16 protein-coding genes are annotated in these 17731 nt (G+C 36.8%); 14 read left to right on the top strand and 2 right to left on the bottom strand.

Annotated features, from left to right (window positions below):
• Positions 1–154: 154 nt before the first annotated feature.
• The 12 genes from secA to SFC32_RS01495 all read left to right on the top strand — a co-directional run bounded on the left by secA (position 155) and on the right by SFC32_RS01495 (position 12565).
• The gene (secA, locus tag SFC32_RS01550; RefSeq protein ID WP_039696336.1) at positions 155–2677 is read left to right on the top strand and encodes a preprotein translocase subunit SecA; all 2523 of its coding nucleotides are present in this window, start codon (positions 155–157) and stop codon (positions 2675–2677) included.
• Positions 2678–2772: 95 nt separating this feature from the next.
• Positions 2773–3804: a 3-deoxy-7-phosphoheptulonate synthase gene (locus tag SFC32_RS01545; protein WP_074564363.1), complete on the top strand. Its 1032-nt coding sequence runs from the start codon at positions 2773–2775 to the stop codon at positions 3802–3804.
• Between the two features lie 3 nt (positions 3805–3807).
• Complete coding sequence (locus tag SFC32_RS01540; RefSeq protein ID WP_157629354.1) at positions 3808–4863, top strand: 3-deoxy-7-phosphoheptulonate synthase; 1056 nt, start codon at positions 3808–3810, stop codon at positions 4861–4863.
• 121 nt (positions 4864–4984) lie between these two features.
• On the top strand, positions 4985–5344 hold the full coding sequence (gene acpS / locus SFC32_RS01535) for a holo-ACP synthase (RefSeq protein ID WP_074564362.1): 360 nt from the start codon (positions 4985–4987) through the stop codon (positions 5342–5344).
• Between the two features lie 67 nt (positions 5345–5411).
• Positions 5412–6518 carry an alanine racemase gene (gene alr, locus SFC32_RS01530; protein ID WP_039696340.1) on the top strand — a complete coding sequence of 369 codons (1107 nt, stop codon included), beginning with the start codon at positions 5412–5414 and terminating at the stop codon, positions 6516–6518.
• A gap of 85 nt (positions 6519–6603) precedes the next feature.
• Positions 6604–8619 carry an ATP-dependent DNA helicase RecG gene (gene recG, locus SFC32_RS01525; protein WP_411049667.1) on the top strand — a complete coding sequence of 672 codons (2016 nt, stop codon included), beginning with the start codon at positions 6604–6606 and terminating at the stop codon, positions 8617–8619.
• 502 nt (positions 8620–9121) lie between these two features.
• Positions 9122–9589: a hypothetical protein gene (locus SFC32_RS01520; RefSeq protein WP_411049666.1), complete on the top strand. Its 468-nt coding sequence runs from the start codon at positions 9122–9124 to the stop codon at positions 9587–9589.
• 56 nt (positions 9590–9645) lie between these two features.
• The gene (locus tag SFC32_RS01515) at positions 9646–10113 is read left to right on the top strand and encodes a hypothetical protein (RefSeq protein ID WP_074602805.1); all 468 of its coding nucleotides are present in this window, start codon (positions 9646–9648) and stop codon (positions 10111–10113) included.
• A 27-nt stretch (positions 10114–10140) separates the two neighbouring features.
• Entirely contained in the window at positions 10141–10644 is a 504-nt protein-coding gene (locus tag SFC32_RS01510; RefSeq protein WP_074560849.1) for a DUF2975 domain-containing protein, read from the top strand.
• A gap of 10 nt (positions 10645–10654) precedes the next feature.
• Entirely contained in the window at positions 10655–10864 is a 210-nt protein-coding gene (locus tag SFC32_RS01505) for a helix-turn-helix domain-containing protein (protein WP_014335241.1), read from the top strand.
• Positions 10865–10922: 58 nt separating this feature from the next.
• Positions 10923–11804: an ABC transporter ATP-binding protein gene (locus SFC32_RS01500; RefSeq protein ID WP_411216626.1), complete on the top strand. Its 882-nt coding sequence runs from the start codon at positions 10923–10925 to the stop codon at positions 11802–11804.
• A 2-nt stretch (positions 11805–11806) separates the two neighbouring features.
• Positions 11807–12565, top strand: coding sequence for a hypothetical protein (locus tag SFC32_RS01495; RefSeq protein ID WP_411049467.1), 759 nt, complete (start codon positions 11807–11809; stop codon positions 12563–12565).
• A 109-nt stretch (positions 12566–12674) separates the two neighbouring features.
• Here the strand turns inward: SFC32_RS01495 and SFC32_RS01490 are convergent, their stop codons facing one another.
• Positions 12675–13637: an asparaginase gene (locus SFC32_RS01490; protein ID WP_006532010.1), complete on the bottom strand. Its 963-nt coding sequence runs from the start codon at positions 13635–13637 to the stop codon at positions 12675–12677.
• A gap of 70 nt (positions 13638–13707) precedes the next feature.
• Here SFC32_RS01490 and SFC32_RS01485 point away from each other — a divergent pair, with 70 nt between their 5' ends.
• Positions 13708–15111: a Cof-type HAD-IIB family hydrolase gene (locus tag SFC32_RS01485; protein WP_411049468.1), complete on the top strand. Its 1404-nt coding sequence runs from the start codon at positions 13708–13710 to the stop codon at positions 15109–15111.
• Positions 15112–15191: 80 nt separating this feature from the next.
• Here SFC32_RS01485 and SFC32_RS01480 read toward each other — a convergent pair whose 3' ends face one another.
• A complete protein-coding gene (locus SFC32_RS01480) occupies positions 15192–15644 on the bottom strand; it encodes a universal stress protein (RefSeq protein ID WP_074560846.1) in 453 nt (150 codons plus the stop codon).
• 319 nt (positions 15645–15963) lie between these two features.
• On the opposite strand from SFC32_RS01480, the gene SFC32_RS01475 reads away from it, so the two are divergent.
• Positions 15964–17730 carry a glycerophosphoryl diester phosphodiesterase membrane domain-containing protein gene (locus SFC32_RS01475; protein ID WP_411049469.1) on the top strand — a complete coding sequence of 589 codons (1767 nt, stop codon included), beginning with the start codon at positions 15964–15966 and terminating at the stop codon, positions 17728–17730.
• The last annotated feature ends 1 nt before the right edge of the window (position 17731 follow it).

Raw genomic sequence — 17731 nt, 5'->3', positions numbered from 1 at the left:
ATACTCAGAAAATACTAAGAATGATATTAATAAAAAACTAAAATATCAAGGCATTTTTATCGCTTGTAGAAGAGTGCTGCAATGGTAGCGTATTCTTGTAATAGAGCGCTTTTTATGATAAAATGTGATGATAAGTTTATCGAAAGGAATTGGGATGGCAAATATTCTACGAACTGTTATCGAAAACGATAAAGGCGAATTAAGAAAATTAGAAAAAATTGCAAAGAAAGTTGAGTCATACGCTGATGCGATGGCTGCTTTGTCTGACGAAGAATTAAAAGCAAAAACACCAGAGTTTCAACAACGATATCAAAATGGTGAAACCTTAGATCAATTATTGCCAGAAGCTTTTGCGGTTGTTCGTGAAGCGGCTAAACGTGTTCTTGGTCTTTATCCATACCGTGTCCAAATCATGGGTGGTATTGTAATGCACAATGGTGACGTGCCAGAAATGCGTACTGGTGAAGGTAAAACATTGACTGCGACTATGCCAGTTTACCTTAACGCCCTTGCTGGTGAAGGGGTTCACGTTATCACGGTTAACGAATACCTTGCAACACGTGACGCAACTGAAATGGGTGAAGTCTACAGCTGGTTGGGACTTTCCGTAGGGATCAACTTGTCTGCAAAATCACCATATGAAAAACGTGAAGCCTACAACTGTGATATCACTTATTCTACAAACTCAGAAATCGGTTTTGACTACCTTCGTGATAACATGGTTGTTCGTCAAGAAGATATGGTTCAACGTCCACTAAACTTTGCTTTGGTCGATGAAGTTGACTCAGTTTTGATTGATGAAGCGAGAACACCTTTGATTGTTTCAGGTCAAGTAACTTCAGAAACAAGCCAACTTTACGTTCGTGCTGATAAATTCGTTAAGACTCTTGAAAGTGTTGATTACGTCATCGATGTACCAACAAAGACAATCGGTCTAACTGATAGTGGTATCGACAAAGCTGAGGAATATTTCCGCTTAGAAAATCTTTACGATTTGGAAAATGTTGCCTTAACACACTACATTGACAATGCCCTTCGTGCAAACTACATTATGCTTTTGGACATTGATTATGTGGTTAGTGAAAATGGTGAAATCTTGATTGTCGATCAATTTACAGGACGTACAATGGAAGGTCGTCGCTTCTCTGATGGCTTGCACCAAGCCATTGAAGCTAAAGAAGGCGTGCGCATTCAGGAAGAATCTAAGACAAGTGCCTCAATTACTTACCAAAATATGTTCCGTATGTACAAAAAATTGGCAGGTATGACTGGTACAGCGAAAACTGAAGAAGAGGAATTCCGTGAAGTTTACAACATGCGCATTATTCCAATTCCAACAAACCGACCAGTAGCACGTATTGACCATCCAGATTTGTTGTATCCAACACTTGCTTCTAAATTCCGAGCAGTGGTGGAAGATGTTAAACGTCGTCATGCTAAAGGTCAACCTGTCTTGGTTGGTACGGTTGCCGTTGAAACATCAGACCTTATTTCTAAAAAATTGGTTGAAGCTGGTATTCCACACGAAGTTTTGAATGCTAAAAATCACTTTAAAGAAGCGCAAATTATTATGAACGCTGGTCAACGCGGTGCGGTTACAATCGCAACCAACATGGCTGGTCGTGGTACAGATATCAAACTTGGTGAAGGGGTTCGTGAACTTGGTGGCCTTTGTGTCATTGGTACAGAACGTCACGAAAGCCGCCGTATTGATAATCAGCTTCGTGGACGTGCAGGTCGTCAAGGTGACCCAGGTGAGTCACAATTCTATCTATCACTTGAAGATGATTTGATGCGTCGTTTCGGTTCAGACCGTATCAAAGCATTCCTTGATCGCATGAACCTTGATGAAGAAGAAGCTGTTATCAAATCTAAGATGTTGACACGTCAAGTGGAATCAGCTCAAAAACGTGTTGAAGGTAACAACTACGATATGCGTAAACAAGTCCTTCAATACGATGATGTGATGCGTGAACAGCGTGAAATCATTTATGCTGAACGTCACGATGTTATCACAGCAGACCGTGATTTGGCACCTGAAATTAAAGCAATGATTAAACGTACAATTAATCGTGCTGTTGATGCTCACAGCCGTGCAGACCGCGAAGAAGGTATCAAGGCTATCTTGAATTTTGCTAAATCAAACTTGGTTGCGGAAGATTCTATCAAACTAGCTGACCTTGAAAATCTAGATTTTGAAGAAATCAAAGAAGAACTTTACAAACGTGCTTTGGCAGTTTACGATGCTCAAATCGCTAAACTTCACGATGAAGAAGCTGTTAAAGAATTCCAAAAAGTTTTGATTTTGATGGTTGTGGATAACAAGTGGACAGATCACATCGATGCGCTTGATCAATTGCGTCAATCTGTTGGTTTGCGTGGATACGCTCAAAATAACCCTGTTGTTGAATACCAATCAGAAGGTTTCCGTATGTTCCAAGCTATGATTGGTGCTATTGAATTTGACGTGACACGTACAATGATGAAAGCACAAATTCACCAACAAGAACGTGAACGCTCAACTGAACGTGCGACAACTATGGCTGAAAAGAATATCTCTGCTCAACATGTTCAAGCACAATCTGATATCGATTACTCTAACGTTAAACGTAACGATTTGTGCCCATGTGGATCAGGTAAAAAATTCAAAAATTGCCACGGTCGTAAACATTTTTAAAAAAGACAACAGAAAATTCTGACAATTTATTGAAAAACCTCTTGAAAATGGTATAATAGATGAAATCTTAACTAATTTCAGGAGAGGGAAAATATATGTCATTTAAAGCAACAAGTAAAAAGATTAATTTCGATGCTCTTAAAGAAGAATCAAAATTAACTGGTGACGTTCTAGCTAAAAAAGAAGCTCGTGATCGCGAATTAGAAGCTATCATTAAAGGTGAAGATGACCGAGTTCTTTTGGTTATCGGCCCTTGCTCATCTGATAATGAAGATGCTGTGCTTGAATACGCTCGTCGTTTGGCAAAACTTCAAGAAGAAGTTAAAGACCGTGTCTTTATGGTAATGCGTGTCTACACAGCAAAACCACGTACGAATGGTGATGGTTATAAAGGTTTGATGCACCAACCTGATACATCAGAAGCACCAAGCTTGATTAACGGTATTAAAGCCGTTCGTCACCTTCACTATCGTGTGATTTCAGAGACTGGCTTAACAACAGCAGATGAAATGCTTTATCCAGAAAATCTTCCATTGGTAGATGATTTGGTTTCTTATATTGCTGTTGGTGCGCGTTCAGTTGAAGACCAACAACACCGCTTTGTTGCTTCAGGCATTAGTGTCCCAACAGGGATGAAAAATCCTACTTCAGGTAACTTGAATGTGATGTTTAACGGTATCTATGCCGCTCAAAATAAACAATCATTCTTGTTTAACGGTGAAGAAGTAGAAACATCTGGTAATCCATTTGCACATGCTATCCTTCGTGGTGCACTTAACGAATACGGTAAAAATGTACCAAACTATTACTACGATAATGTCATCGATACTATCGAACAATACGAAAAAATGGGACTTGAAAATCCATTTATCGTTATCGATACGAACCATGACAACTCAGGAAAACAATATTTAGAACAAGTTCGTATTGTCCGTCAAACATTGATTAACCGTGATTGGAATGAAAAAATCAACAAATACGTTCGTGGTTTCATGATTGAATCATACTTGGAAGACGGACGTCAAGACAAACCTGAAGTCTTTGGTAAATCAATCACAGACCCATGTCTTGGTTGGGACAATACCGAAAAACTTGTTCACGAAATTTACGATACACTAGGTAAATAATTTATGGGAATACATCAAAAGAGTGCAACAATTGATATTGCACAAGTCAAAGAACTATCAAAACTAGAAGGTGATTTTCTTGCTAAGAAAAAAGCGCGTGATGCGGAATTGGCAAAAATCATCAAAGGTGAAGATGACCGTATTCTCTTGGTCATCGGTCCATGCTCGTCTGATAATGAAGATGCTGTACTTGAATACGCTCATCGTTTAGCGAAACTTCAAGAAGAAGTGAAAGATAAGATTTTCATTGTTATGCGTGTTTATACAGCAAAACCGCGTACAAATGGTGATGGTTATAAAGGATTGATGCATCAGCCTGATACGTCAAAACTTCCAGATTTGATTAATGGTGTTGCTGCTGTTCGTCATTTGCATTATCGTGTCATCACAGAAACTGGTTTGACGACTGCAGATGAGATGTTGTATCCTGATAACCTTACCTTGGTAGATGATTTGGTGTCATATCATGCTATTGGAGCTCGTTCGGTTGAAGACCAAGAGCACCGCTTTGTTGCCTCTGGAATTGATGCCCCTGCAGGAATGAAAAATCCAACATCTGGTAATTTGAATGTGATGTTTAACGGTATTTATGCTGCACAAAATAAACAAAACTTCATCTACCATAATGCAGAAGTTGAAACTGATGGTAATCCATTGGCGCATGCGATTCTTCGTGGTGCACTAACTGAGCATGGCGAAAATGTGCCAAACTACTATTATGACGACTTGTTGAAAGCAATTGCTCATTACGAAAAAATGGGACTTGAAAATCCATTTATCGTTATCGATACGAACCATGACAATTCTGGTAAACAATATCTTGAACAAATCCGTATTGTACGTCAAACATTGATTAATCGCGACTGGAGTGATAAAATTAACAAGTATGTACGTGGATTCATGATTGAATCTTACTTGGAAGATGGTCGCCAAGATACACCAGAGGTATTTGGAAAATCGATCACAGACCCATGTCTAGGATGGGATAAAACTGAAAAATTGATTCGTGAAATCCATGCAACCTTAAGTCATGATTCTTATGAGGAATTGCTATTCTAATTAATTGAATAACCTATGGGGCTGGGGATTTTTCTCAGCTCCTTAGTTTTGGAAATCATTAAGCGATTAAGCTGATAAGAGTTTTGATTTGGTTTAAAATCGTTTTTCACAAAGGAGACGTATGATTATTGGTCATGGCATTGACTTGCAAGAAATAGATGCAATCAAGCGAGCGTATGAGAAGAATAATAGATTTGCAAAGCGCGTGCTGACAGAAAAAGAATTTCAAGTTTTTTTAGGTTTTAAGGCTGAGAAAAGGCAAATGGAATTTTTGGCAGGACGTTGGGCTGCAAAAGAAGCTTTTGCTAAGGCTATGGGAACTGGAATTGGGACACTTGGTTTTCAAGATATTGAAATCTTGAATAACCAGCTAGGTGCGCCTGAGATTACCCAGTCACCTTTTACTGGTAAATGCTTTATCTCACTTTCTCATACGGGGAATCTTGTGCAAGCCAGTGTTATCTTAGAAGATGATGAGTAACAAATTTTTTGAAAAATGAAAAGTAGGATTAATCGAGAAATTTTTTACTAGCTTTGGAGGAGAAAAAATGATTTCAAGTTTACACCGACCAACAAGAGCCTTAATTGATTTAGGGGCTATTTGTGACAATATTGAGGCGGTTAAAGCTAATATTCCAGAAGGGAAAAAAGCCTTTGCGGTTGTTAAAGCTAATGCTTATGGACATGGTGCTAAAAAGGTTGCGCAAGCAGTGCATCACTTAGTTGACGGTTTTTGTGTGTCAAATGTCGATGAAGCTCTTGAACTTCGTGAAGCAGGTATTGAAGAAACAATCTTAATCTTAGGTGTTATTATGCCTAATGAAGTTGCTCTAGCGCGTGATTATGACATTACCTTAACAGTGGCTAGTCAAGAATGGCTTGATTTGGCAAATGAGCAAGACATCAGTCTTAAAGGGGTTAACGTTCATTTGAAAGTTGATTCTGGTATGGGACGTATTGGTGTGCGTAGTCTTGAAGAAGCTGAAAGCTTAATGGCTAACTTGAAAAAAGCTGGTGCTAATGTGGAAGGTATCTTCACTCACTTTGCTACAGCCGATGAAGCTGATGACACTAAATTTAACGAACAATTGGCATTCTTCACAAATATTGTTAATAACTTGAGTGAAAAACCTGCTCTTGTTCATGCTAGTAACTCAGCAACAAGTATCTGGCACAGCGAAACAATCTTCAATATCGTTCGTCTTGGTATCGTGATGTACGGATTGAATCCAAGTGGAACAGATATTGCTCTTCCATATCCGATTAAACCAGCTCTAGGCTTGGAATCAGCTCTTGTTCACGTGAAAACAATTCCTGCTGGTGCGACTGTTGGTTACGGTGCAACTTACACTGCTCAAAAAGAAGAATATATTGCGACTGTTCCAATTGGTTATGCTGATGGATGGACTCGTGATTTGCAAGGCTTCTCAGTTCTTGTGAATGGACAATTTTGTGAAATCGTTGGGCGCGTGTCAATGGACCAAATCACTATTCGCTTACCAGAAAAATTCCCAATCGGAACTAAAGTAACTTTGATTGGTCAAGAAGGTGACAAGGTTATTTCAGCTACTGATTTGGCTCAAAAACGTGGTACTATCAATTATGAAGTGCTTTGTCTTCTAAGTGACCGTATCCCACGTTTCTATTCAAAATAAGATAAAAAGGATTCTAGATTGTCGTGATTTTCTTACGGCGATTTAGAATCTATTTTTTGTTATAATAGTAGCAAAGTGAGGTCTTATGAATTTACAATCATCAATTGAGGAATTAAAAGGCTTAGGTCCTAAGTCGGCAGAAAAATTCCATAAATTAGATATTTATACGATTGAGGATTTGCTGCTTTATTATCCTTTTCGTTATGAAGATTTTAAGAGCAAGAGTGTTTTAGATTTAGTTGACGGGGAAAAAGCTGTTATTGTCGGAACAGTGGTAACGCCAGCAAATGTCCAATATTATGGCTATAAGCGTAATCGCCTGTCTTTTAAAATCAAACAAGGCGAAGCCGTTATCGCGGTGTCTTTTTTCAATCAGCCTTATTTGGCGGATAAAGTGGAACTTGGCAGTGATGTAGCCATTTTCGGAAAATGGGATGCTCTAAAATCAGCAGTGACTGGTATGAAAATTTTAGCGCAGGTTGAAGATGATATGCAGCCTGTTTACCGTGTGGCGCAGGGTATTTCGCAAAATGCTTTGATTAAAGCTATAAAAGCCGCTTTTGCTCTAGGTGCACAAAATTGGTTGCCTGAGAATCTGCCCCAAGTTTTCTTGGACAAATACCGTTTATTAGGTCGAGCAAGAGCAACAGAAGCCATGCATTTTCCAAAGGATTTAGCAGAATACAAACAAGCCCTTCGTCGTATAAAGTTTGAAGAACTTTTTTATTTTCAAATGAATCTGCAAGCTTTGAAGGCAGATAATAAATCAGAAGCCAATGGTCTTATGATTGCTTACGATGAGCAAAAAGTGACTGATAAAATAGCGAGTCTCCCTTTTGATTTGACGGGTGGGCAAAAGCACAGCCTTAGTGATGTTTTGTCTGATATGCGCTCTGGTGGACATATGAACCGTCTTTTGCAAGGGGACGTTGGTTCTGGTAAAACAGTGGTTGCAAGTCTTGCTATGTATGCGGCTTATACGGCAGGTTATCAGTCAGCCTTGATGGTGCCAACAGAAATCTTGGCTGAACAACATTTTGAGAGTTTAACGCAGCTGTTTCCTGATTTATCCATTGCTATTTTGACATCAGGTATGAAGGCAGCTAATAAAAAAGCCGCTCTTGCTGCGATTGCGGATGGTTCTGTGGACATGATTGTGGGAACGCATGCGCTGATTCAAGATGCGGTGAGCTACCATCGTCTTGGACTTGTTATTACAGATGAGCAGCACCGTTTTGGGGTTAATCAACGTCGTATTTTCCGTGAAAAAGGCGAAAATCCTGATGTGCTTATGATGACAGCGACGCCTATTCCACGTACGCTTGCCATTACTGCTTTTGGTGAAATGGATGTTTCCATTATTGATGAATTGCCTGCAGGGCGAAAACCAATTATCACACGTTGGGTCAAGCATGAGCAGTTGGATGTTGTCCTTGACTGGGTCAAAAAAGAATTGCAAAAAGGTGCGCAAGCCTATGTTATTTCACCTTTGATTGAGGAATCTGAATCTCTTGATCTGAAAAATGCGATTGCTTTGCATGAAGATTTGTCTGAGTATTTTGCGGATTGTGCCAATGTTGCCTTGATGCACGGACGCATGAAAAATGAAGAAAAAGAAGCTATCATGCAAGACTTTAAAGCTCAAAAGAGTCAAGTTTTGGTCTCAACGACAGTGATTGAAGTTGGAGTCAATGTGCCAAATGCAACCATTATGATTATCATGGATGCTGATCGTTTTGGACTTAGTCAGCTGCATCAGCTGCGCGGACGTGTTGGGCGTGGTGATAAGCAATCTTATGCGATTTTGGTTGCTAATCCAAAGACTGAGACAGGAAAAAAACGCATGAAAATCATGACCGAAACCACAGATGGTTTTGTACTGGCTGAAGCTGACCTTAAAATGCGTGGTTCAGGTGAGATTTTCGGAACGCGTCAATCGGGAATTCCAGAATTTCAAGTAGCAGATATTGTGGAAGACTATAATATTTTAGAAGAAGCTAGGCGAGTTGCCAGCCAGATCGTTTCAAATCCAAATTGGCGCCAAGAACCACAATGGCAAATCATCACTCAAAATCTCAAAGACAAAGGTAACTTTGATTAAGGTTTATGAAAGATTTCTACAAGGAAAGCTTAAGCTTTCCTTTTTATAATGGCTTTACCAAATGAAAGATGAGGTAAGCTTATGATAATAAACGTAACTTATAAGATGACATTTGCTAAAAAAATTGACGAGAAACCAGCTTACGGAAAGTAGGCTGAAAAAAGAGGACTCTTTTTTGATAAATGCTATGGCAGTAAAATCCTCAAAAGACATAAGACCATAGTGATAATTGGCTCAGTCGAATGTGACTGGGCTTTTTTTAGTGGCATTTGTTAGGAAAAGCCCTTGATTTTGGATAAAATCGTTAAAAATTACGCAAAAAAATAAAAAAATATCGACTTTCGATAAAAAAGTGTTGCAAAACGAAAAACTTGTGCTATACTAAATATATCGAAAAACGATAAAAGATTTTCGAAAAAGAATAATTTAATATCGCAAAACGGATTTAACAATTGAGCTCAACCACAAATCCAATAGGAAAACATTTTTTAGGAGGTTTATCATGAACACAAAAACTATCGAAAACATCGTCAAAACAGTCGCTAAAGTTGCTATCAATCTTACAAATGTCGTTTTAGTCTTAACAATCCTTGCGGATTTGGTTTCACATGTTTATGGCTACGATACTAAAGCCGTTGGACAATACGGTGTGATTGAATGGGCAATCGGAAAAGATACCAACACTTGCCTAGTAACAGCACTGACAATCTTGACAAACAGTGCCATGATTTACGGATTGACAAAACTCAAACACTTCATTGCAAACTTCACTGTAAAAGAAGTACTAGCTGACAAAACATACCGCTTCTTAAAACAAGCTAGTCTCTACACATTCTTTGTATCATTTCTTCAAAACTTTTTATCAACATCAATGCATCAAGCTCAACTTGTTTTTGATTTTTCAATTTGCGCTTATTTCTGCCTTGCTTTTCTACTTGTTAAATACCTACGTGGATGTCACGTGGCCTAACCCAAGAATCATTGTCATTTTACCAATTATCAATTAACTTTAAGAGGAGATTTATCATGAACACAAAAACTATCGAAACTGCTGCTAAAACTATTGCTAAAATTGCTATCAATATTACTATTGTGAGTCTTGTTTTAATCATTCTTGCTGACTTTGCTTCACATTTTTACGGTTACGATAAAATGGCACTAGGTCAATACGGTATGATTGAGTGGGCAATTAGTAAGAGCCAACATACTTGGGGCATTACATTTTTGACTTGTCTGGTAAATGGTGCCATTATTTACGGACTTACTAAATTAAAAGCTTTCCTTTCTGATTTGACAGTTGCTGATATTCTTTCAGACCGTACTTATAGCTTTTTGAAAAAAGCAACTCTTTACACATTTGTGGTATCAGTTTTCCAAAACATCTTGACAAATGCTTCTAATACAAGTAATATGACAGTTGACTTTTCAGTTTGCGGCTTTTTGGTCCTTGCTGTTGTGATTAGTAAATGGCTTCGCACTCGTCGCTTAGCTTAACGGGAAAATAATTTTAAGGAGACAATCATGAAGAAAACAAACTATAAAGCGTTGAAAGTTGCCAATGTTGTGATTAATATTGCAATCGTCTTAATCGTTTTATCTACAGTAGTTGCTATTTCTCTTTCGTTGACACAACCACATTTGAACTTGATGAATCAAGCTGGAGATGGTTTTTCATTTGATGTTAATATTCCAGAAAAACTTTTGCATTCACCATCATTTCTTAGTTTGTTTGCTGTAAATTCATGCCTTTGGATTGCGCTCCTTGTTTTTGTGAAAATGTTTTTCAAAAATATTATCGATAATAATATTTTTACTCCAGAAAATGTAAAATTGGCACGTTATGTTGAGTACAATTTTATTGCCCTTGCATTTTTAGATAGTTGGTTCCAAAGTTTGTGTTCTGGTTCAGGAGTTTTATCTTTTGTTAACTGGGCTTATCTAGTAGCGGCATTTGTGGTTTGGGTATTTTCAATGATTTTAAGAGAAGCTAATGTCATTGCTGAAGAAAATGAATTTACAATTTAGAGGTAGTCATATGATTCAAATTAATCTTGATGTTGAATTAGCAAAACGAAAAATGAAATCAGGTGAATTAGCTGAACGTATCGGTATTACAAATGCTAATCTCTCTATCCTAAAAACAGGTAAAGCAAAAGCGGTTCGTTTAACGACACTAGATGCTATTTGTCGTGAGTTAGGCTGTCAACCTGGTGATATTTTAGAATACATTCCTGATGAAGAATAGCCGAAGAATGTTGTTTTTAAATTTTCAATTTTAAAACGTATGGTGAAGAAAAATGACAATAATTGAAGTTAAGAATTTAAGTAAAAGATATAAGAAAAATGATTTCTTCTCTTTAAAAAATGCTAATTTCACTATTGAAGAGGGAGATATAGTAGGTTTAGTTGGTAAAAATGGCTCTGGAAAAAGTACTTTACTAAAAATGTTAGCAAAATCTCAAAAGCCAACAGAAGGTACAATTCTTTTTGAAGGTAAGGATATTTTTAAAGAGAATAATATTCTAAAAGATTTTGGAATTATGATAGAACCTGTATTTTTTCCACAGATTAGTGTTGAAGAAAATTTGAAATTATATCTTAAAATTCATAAAAAAGAACAGTGTTTTAACAATATTGAAAAAACATTGAGATTGGTTGGACTTTGGGAAGCCAAGGATAGAAAGCCTATTGATTTTTCTTTTGGAATGAAACAAAGGACTGCTTTAGCATTAGCCCTTGTTACAGAACCTCAATTTGTGTTATTAGATGAACCATTTGTTGGGTTAGATCCAGTTGGTGTAAAAAATTTATTAGAAATTTTAAAACAGTGGTCTAGGGTTAATAAAACCTCAATGATAATATCTAGCCATCAATTGGCAGAATTAGAAGATTTATGTACACGATATCTTTTTATTGATTCTGGTATTGTTAACGATAAAGTAAATACAGAGCAAAAAAGTATCGTGGTGGAGCTAAATAAAGTTGTAAGAGATGAAGATAAGCAATTGATAGATTCAATTGTAAAAATTTCTGGAATAAGACGTGATGGTAATAAACTTGAGATTATCCAAGATATAAATAATGAAGATTTGAATAATGTTTTAGAGCAACTTGCATCTGCAAGATTAATTAAAAATGTTTTATCAAAAAAGGACAGTTTAGAAAGATTATTTTCGGAGGACTAAAAATGAATTACTTGACATTACCTTTTTTTAAAACGTTGTTAAAGAAAAAAGAATCAAGAATTGCTCTTGTATTTAGTCTTTTTCCAATGTTATTGATTGTTGTTGGATTATTTAATACAAACTTTATGAAGCTAAGTGCGCCAGATAATTCTTTGAGTTTCCTTGAATTTTTTAGTGCTGTTTTATCAACACAATATCAAATTACATTACCTTTAATAGTTTTTATTTACATTACAAGTACTATTTTTAGAGATGAGATTACTAGTGGTATTATGTATCTTTATAAAGATGTAAGTAAGAAGGTAATTTTAAATGCAAAATTAAGTGCTATTTTATTATTTCAATTATTATATATTTTAGTAACTTTTCTTTCGTCTTTAATTACTTATTATGTTTACCTAATTTATAAACCTTATACATCTGGTAAATTTTTACCTAATAAAGCTGATGATTTACACTATATATTAGTCAGTATTTTAGGAACTATTTTAGTGTTTTTACTATGTTTAATGGTTGCTAGTTTTGCATCAATTCTTTTGACAAATGGATTTACAATACTAATTGGAATTGTTTTTGCACTCTTCTCATTTATAGCTCCTCATCTTTCTTTACTAAAATATCTTTTTCCCAATGGTTATGTTAATGTATTAGGTCATTTATCTTTTAGTAGTAGTTTATTGCTTCTCACATTATTGTTTGTGTTTTACTATACAATTTTATATGCAATTTCTTTACGTTTGTATAATAAGCTTGAGTATTAGTATAATCGGTAGATATGGTACGAAAAAATACTGGTATTTCATGATAAATAATAAAAAAAGTCAAGTTAATGGTGTAAATTTTTTACCAGTAGCTTTGACTTTTTTTATTTTACCCTTCGATATATTCTTTTAATTCTTGTCCTTTTAGACCTGCATTTAAGGCGATAAGGAGTTTTAAGCGGGCTTTTTGGGCATTGAGTTCTTTGACGAACATAACCCCAGCATTAGCGAGTTGAACGCCGCCTCCTTCGTAGGCATAAACAGGTTCAGCAATACCGTTAAAGCAACGTGAGACAAGGACAACAGGAACTCCTTGCTTGATGAGGTCATAGATTTCTTCAGCAGCGCGTGGTGGCATGTTTCCAGCACCAAGTGCTTCGATGACCACACCTTGAACGTTGCTTGGATTAAGGAAGCTAATGATACCATCGCCACCCATACCAGCATAGGCTCTGATAATTGGAACAGTACCTGAAATATCTTGTAAGTCAAAACGAACACGTGGCTCAGCTGTTCGGAAAAAGAGGATATCGTGTTTCATGATGATGCCTAAGGGTCCATGGATTGGTGTTTTAAAGGTTGAAACGTTAGTAGTATGAGTTTTTGTCACGTATTTTGCCGCGTGAATTTCATCGTTCATGACCACTAAAACGCCTTTACCAACTGCTTTTTCGTGACTCGCAACACGAAGGGCGCTGAGGTAATTGTAAACACCGTCACTCCCTAGTTCATTTGATGAGCGCATGGCACCAGTGAGCACGATTGGGATGTTAGGAACTTCCATGGTATCAAGGAAATAAGCTGTTTCTTCAAGCGTATCAGTACCGTGAGTAATAACAACACCATCGAAATTATCAGCTTCTTCTTTAATTTTTTGGTAAAGTTTTAGCATATGTTTTGGGGTAATGTGCGGGCTAGGCACGTTAAAAAAATCAAGTGCAGTCACTTGAATGTTATCAAGATTGACACCGACATGATTCATCGGATTATCATTTTCTGGGCGGACATGGCCAGCTTCGTCAGCCTGCATTGAAATGGTTCCACCCGTGTGCAAGACAAGGATTTTTTTCATGACAATAAAACTTCCTTTTAAAAATGTGATATAATCTATTTTAACATAAAGAGGGAGGGCGAGAAACGGTTTGGCAATAAAAGCAGTATTTTTTGATATTGATGGGACACTTTTGAATGATCGTAAGAATGTGCAACAATCGACCTTGAAAGCTATTAATAGCTTGAAAAAACAAGGAATTTTTGTGGGAGTGGCAACAGGACGTGGTCCAGGTTTTGTGCAACCATATCTAGAAAATCTTGGTTTGGATTTTGCGATTTCTTATAATGGTCAGTACATTTTTACACGAGATCAGGTGCTTTATCATAATCAAATGGCTGTGTCGACAATTTATCGTCTGATTCGTTATGCCAACGATCATCGCCGTGAAATTTCTCTGGGAACAGCTTCAGGTTTGGTTGGTTCTCGCATTATCAATATGGGGACAAGTCGTTTTGGTCAAGTTGTCAGCACACTTGTTCCGAAACGTTGGGCAAAAGCGGTGGAGCGCAGTTTTAAACACTTTATCCGACGTTTCAAACCACAAAATTTAAATGGGTTATTGGCGATTATGCGTCAACCGATTTATCAAGTGGTATTTGTGGCAACTGAAGGTGAAACAGCCAATATTCAAAATGCTTTTCCTTACATTAAAGTCACACGTAGTAGCCCTTATTCAGCTGATTTGATTTCAAAAGGGCAATCCAAAGTCAAAGGCATTGAGCGAGTCGGTGAGATGTTTGGCTTTAGCCTAGATGAGGTCATGGCCTTTGGGGATTCTGATAATGATATTGAAATGTTATCTGGTGTCGGCACTGGCGTTGCCATGGGAAATGCTATTGAGTCTGTCAAGTCCGTAGCAACTTATACAACAGATACTAACAACAATGATGGTATTTCAAAAGCCTTAGCTCACTACGGTTTGATTCATGTTGAAGTTGGTGAACGCTTTGATAGTCAAGATGACAACTTCAATAAAGTCAAAGATTTCCACCATCAAATGGACGGAGAAACTTGCGAGACACCACGACTTTATGGTGTCGAAGAAGCTGACCATCGCTCAGACTTCAAGGTTGAAGAGATTGTCGAATTCTTGTATGCGACAAGTAAAGGTAATCCACAAGCTTTCCAACAGTCTGTAACCAATTTGCATGAAGCTGTTGATAAAGCTGTGACTAAGATTAAAAGTAAAGAACACCCAGAAACACCGCTTGTCGGTCAGGTGGATGCTCTGACAGATTTATTATACCTGACTTATGGTTCCTTTGTTTTAATGGGAGTTGACCCAAAACCTTTCTTTGATATTGTTCATGAATCAAATATGGGAAAAATCTTCCCTGATGGTCAAGCACACTTTGATCCAGTTACACATAAGATTTTAAAACCAGATGATTGGGAAGAAAAATTTGCACCAGAACCTGCAATTAAACGTGAGCTGGACCGACAAATTCAAAAATCATTAAATCGTAAAAAAAGAAACCAAGCTAGTCATTAGACTAACTTGGCTTTTTTCGTAATTATAGAATAGTTGATTAAAAATTATTATTATTAAAGAGAATTGATATTACTCAAGACTTAGAATGTCTTTTCGCTATCACGAACAACTAGCAAATCGACTTTTGCATGGCGCATAATGTATTCTGATGAAGAACCGATAAGAAGTCGTTCAAAGGTATTAAGACCAGTTGCTCCGACCATAATCAAATCAGCTTTTTCTTTATCAGGAATATCACGAGCTAGGAGTGTTTTTGGATTACCAAATTCAATAACTTGTTTGATTTTAGTCAATCCTTTATCGCGAGCTTGTTTTTCGTAGTCATCCAATACTTCTTTAGCTTCTTGTTCGAGTTTTTCATAGACGTAAGTATCGAAAGTAGCTACGCTTTGCAAAGCGCGTGTATCAATGACATGTGTAAGTAGTAACTCTGCGTTATTGCGAAGTGCAATGTTTACCCCTTTTTCAAAAGCCAATTCTGATTCGTAAGAACCATCAATAGCAATTAGGATTTTTTCATAATGATGTGACATAAGCTGCCTCCTTAATTATGCTAGCAAGAGCGTAAAAGTGAGCGAAAACGTAGACTGGTAAGAAATCTTGGTTTTTATCGAGAACTAAGGTTAGTTATCCGTCAGCTGTTAGTAAGTTAACAGCCTTGCGCATTCCAAACTTCCTGCCCATATCAATAATTTTAATAAGCTAGTCGGGATAAGATAATCAAACGTTAACCGCTTACAATTATCATAAGAAATATCCCTAAAATTATTATACTCTATTTGGTTGAAAAATGAAAGCGTTTAAGGAATTTTTCTGAATATTTTTGCTATAATGGTAAAAGTGAGGAAAAGTATGATTAAAGATATAAAATCGGTTTTAAAAGATTTGAATCAACACAAGTATATTTATGTCTTAAGAACAAGTATTCTCCAGTTTTTAATGACGACAATTGGCGCTTATGGATTGTCCCTTATTTTAAGAGTTATCTTGATTAGTTCAAATATTCCAGGAATGACAACGGATAATATCGTAAGCTTTTTAACGAATCATCTAACTCTAGCTGTCCTTTTTGTGTATTTTTTGTTGCTCGCATTCTTGGTTTATCTAGAATTCTCTTTATTAGTAGAAATCATTGAGTGTAAGGAAGCTAAATTAGGAGTGGGACTTTCTTATTTTAAGGAAAGAAGCTATCATTTTTTAAAATCTATTTCAGGTTGGCATTTTTTAGCTTTTCTCTTCTATTTGATATTAACAATTCCCTTTGTAGAATTTTTGGTGTCATCAGCTTTGTTAGAAAATCTTTATATTCCTAATTTTATTTCTGGAGAGCTGGTGAAGTCCACAAATGGAAAAATAATTTATTTTGGATTATATGCTATCTTTGCTTACCTCAATCTTCGTTTTATCTACGCCCTTCCTTTGGCGGTGACTAAGAAAGACAATCGCTTTGCGGTTGCATTGAAAGAATCTTGGTGGTTGACTAGGGGAACGAAAATCTTTCGAGTGTTGGGCTTTGCTTCTGTTATTTTAATTATCGTGGCTATTATCAGCCTTTTAAGTGCTGCGGGAATTGGCTTATCAGCTTTGGTTGATGGCAGTGAGAAGACTTTTTGGGTTGAGACGCTATTTTTATCATTTGTTTGGGGTGTTCTTTTTGCAGGACGTTTGGTCTTCAAGTTAGCTTTTCTTTCCTATTTATTAAAAGGTTTTGACGACGAAGCTTCTCAAAAGCTGCCGATAAAAGAAAATAAAAAGCAACATCGCATGTTAGCTTTGACTGGACTTTTACTAGTTATTGGTGGTATTAATTTTACATACAACGCTTTGAAAGCTTCTGGAGGACCTTCAAAAAACTTATCCGTTATCGGACACAGAGGCATGGTTTCTCAAGGTGTTGAAAATTCTTTAGAGTCTTTAGAAGCAGCTGCCAAGGCAGGGGCGACTTATTCAGAATTAGATATTATCTTATCAAAAGATGGCCATTTTATTGTCAGTCATGATGATAATCTTAAACGTCTGACAGGGAAAAATATTACGATTTCTCAATCTCAAGCTGAAGATATCCTTGGTTTGAAGATAAAACAAAATGGTCATGAGTCACACTTGGTTTCTTTTGAAGACTATGTGGCTAAGGCGAAACAACTAGGTATTAAGTTGTTGGTGGAGTTAAAACCAACTGGAAATGAACCTGACAATTATGAGCAACTCTTTGTGGATAAAATGAAGGAGTTGCATGTTGCCTCTTCTTATCTGGTTATGTCATCTGACTTGAAAACCATTGAGAAGGTCAAAAGGCTTGATTCTGCTATTCAGTCTGGTCACACCATTTCCTTCCAACTGGGTGATTTTACAAGTCAAAAAGTGGATTTTTATGCAATTGAAGACTTCTCTTACAATGAACTTCTAGCGCGTAAAGCTCACCAAAATGGTAAGAAAATCTACGTCTGGACAATCAATTCTAGAGACGATATTGAAAGGTACTTAGAAACGAGTACAGACGGCGTTATTACAGACTATACAGCTAGCGTTCGGAAAATTGAAAAAGAGCTGGCAGCTGATGACAGTTATCTTGATTATTTTTTACGATTAACGAACCTTTCTTGGATTGAAAAATTATAAA

This window comes from Streptococcus sp. TATVAM-FAB8 (assembly GCF_046592795.1).
In the GTDB taxonomy this organism is placed as follows: Bacteria; Bacillota; Bacilli; order Lactobacillales; family Streptococcaceae; genus Streptococcus; species Streptococcus ruminicola.
The sequence above is the reverse complement of the archived record's forward strand: the minus strand, read 5'-3'. Positions and strand labels throughout refer to the sequence as shown.

Excerpts from the sequence above, each read along its gene's own strand:
- secA (WP_039696336.1), top strand. The coding sequence starts at position 155 with ATGGCAAATATTCTACGAACTGTTATCGAAAACGATAAAGGCGAATTA.
- SFC32_RS01480 (WP_074560846.1), bottom strand. The coding sequence starts at position 15,644 with ATGTCACATCATTATGAAAAAATCCTAATTGCTATTGATGGTTCTTAC.
- SFC32_RS01505 (WP_014335241.1), top strand. The coding sequence starts at position 10,655 with ATGATTCAAATTAATCTTGATGTTGAATTAGCAAAACGAAAAATGAAA.
- SFC32_RS01490 (WP_006532010.1), bottom strand. The coding sequence starts at position 13,637 with ATGAAAAAAATCCTTGTCTTGCACACGGGTGGAACCATTTCAATGCAG.
- SFC32_RS01510 (WP_074560849.1), top strand. The coding sequence starts at position 10,141 with ATGAAGAAAACAAACTATAAAGCGTTGAAAGTTGCCAATGTTGTGATT.
- SFC32_RS01475 (WP_411049469.1), top strand. The coding sequence starts at position 15,964 with ATGATTAAAGATATAAAATCGGTTTTAAAAGATTTGAATCAACACAAG.
- recG (WP_411049667.1), top strand. The coding sequence starts at position 6,604 with ATGAATTTACAATCATCAATTGAGGAATTAAAAGGCTTAGGTCCTAAG.
- SFC32_RS01495 (WP_411049467.1), top strand. The coding sequence starts at position 11,807 with ATGAATTACTTGACATTACCTTTTTTTAAAACGTTGTTAAAGAAAAAA.
- alr (WP_039696340.1), top strand. The coding sequence starts at position 5,412 with ATGATTTCAAGTTTACACCGACCAACAAGAGCCTTAATTGATTTAGGG.
- acpS (WP_074564362.1), top strand. The coding sequence starts at position 4,985 with ATGATTATTGGTCATGGCATTGACTTGCAAGAAATAGATGCAATCAAG.
- SFC32_RS01515 (WP_074602805.1), top strand. The coding sequence starts at position 9,646 with ATGAACACAAAAACTATCGAAACTGCTGCTAAAACTATTGCTAAAATT.
- SFC32_RS01545 (WP_074564363.1), top strand. The coding sequence starts at position 2,773 with ATGTCATTTAAAGCAACAAGTAAAAAGATTAATTTCGATGCTCTTAAA.
- SFC32_RS01520 (WP_411049666.1), top strand. The coding sequence starts at position 9,122 with ATGAACACAAAAACTATCGAAAACATCGTCAAAACAGTCGCTAAAGTT.
- SFC32_RS01540 (WP_157629354.1), top strand. The coding sequence starts at position 3,808 with ATGGGAATACATCAAAAGAGTGCAACAATTGATATTGCACAAGTCAAA.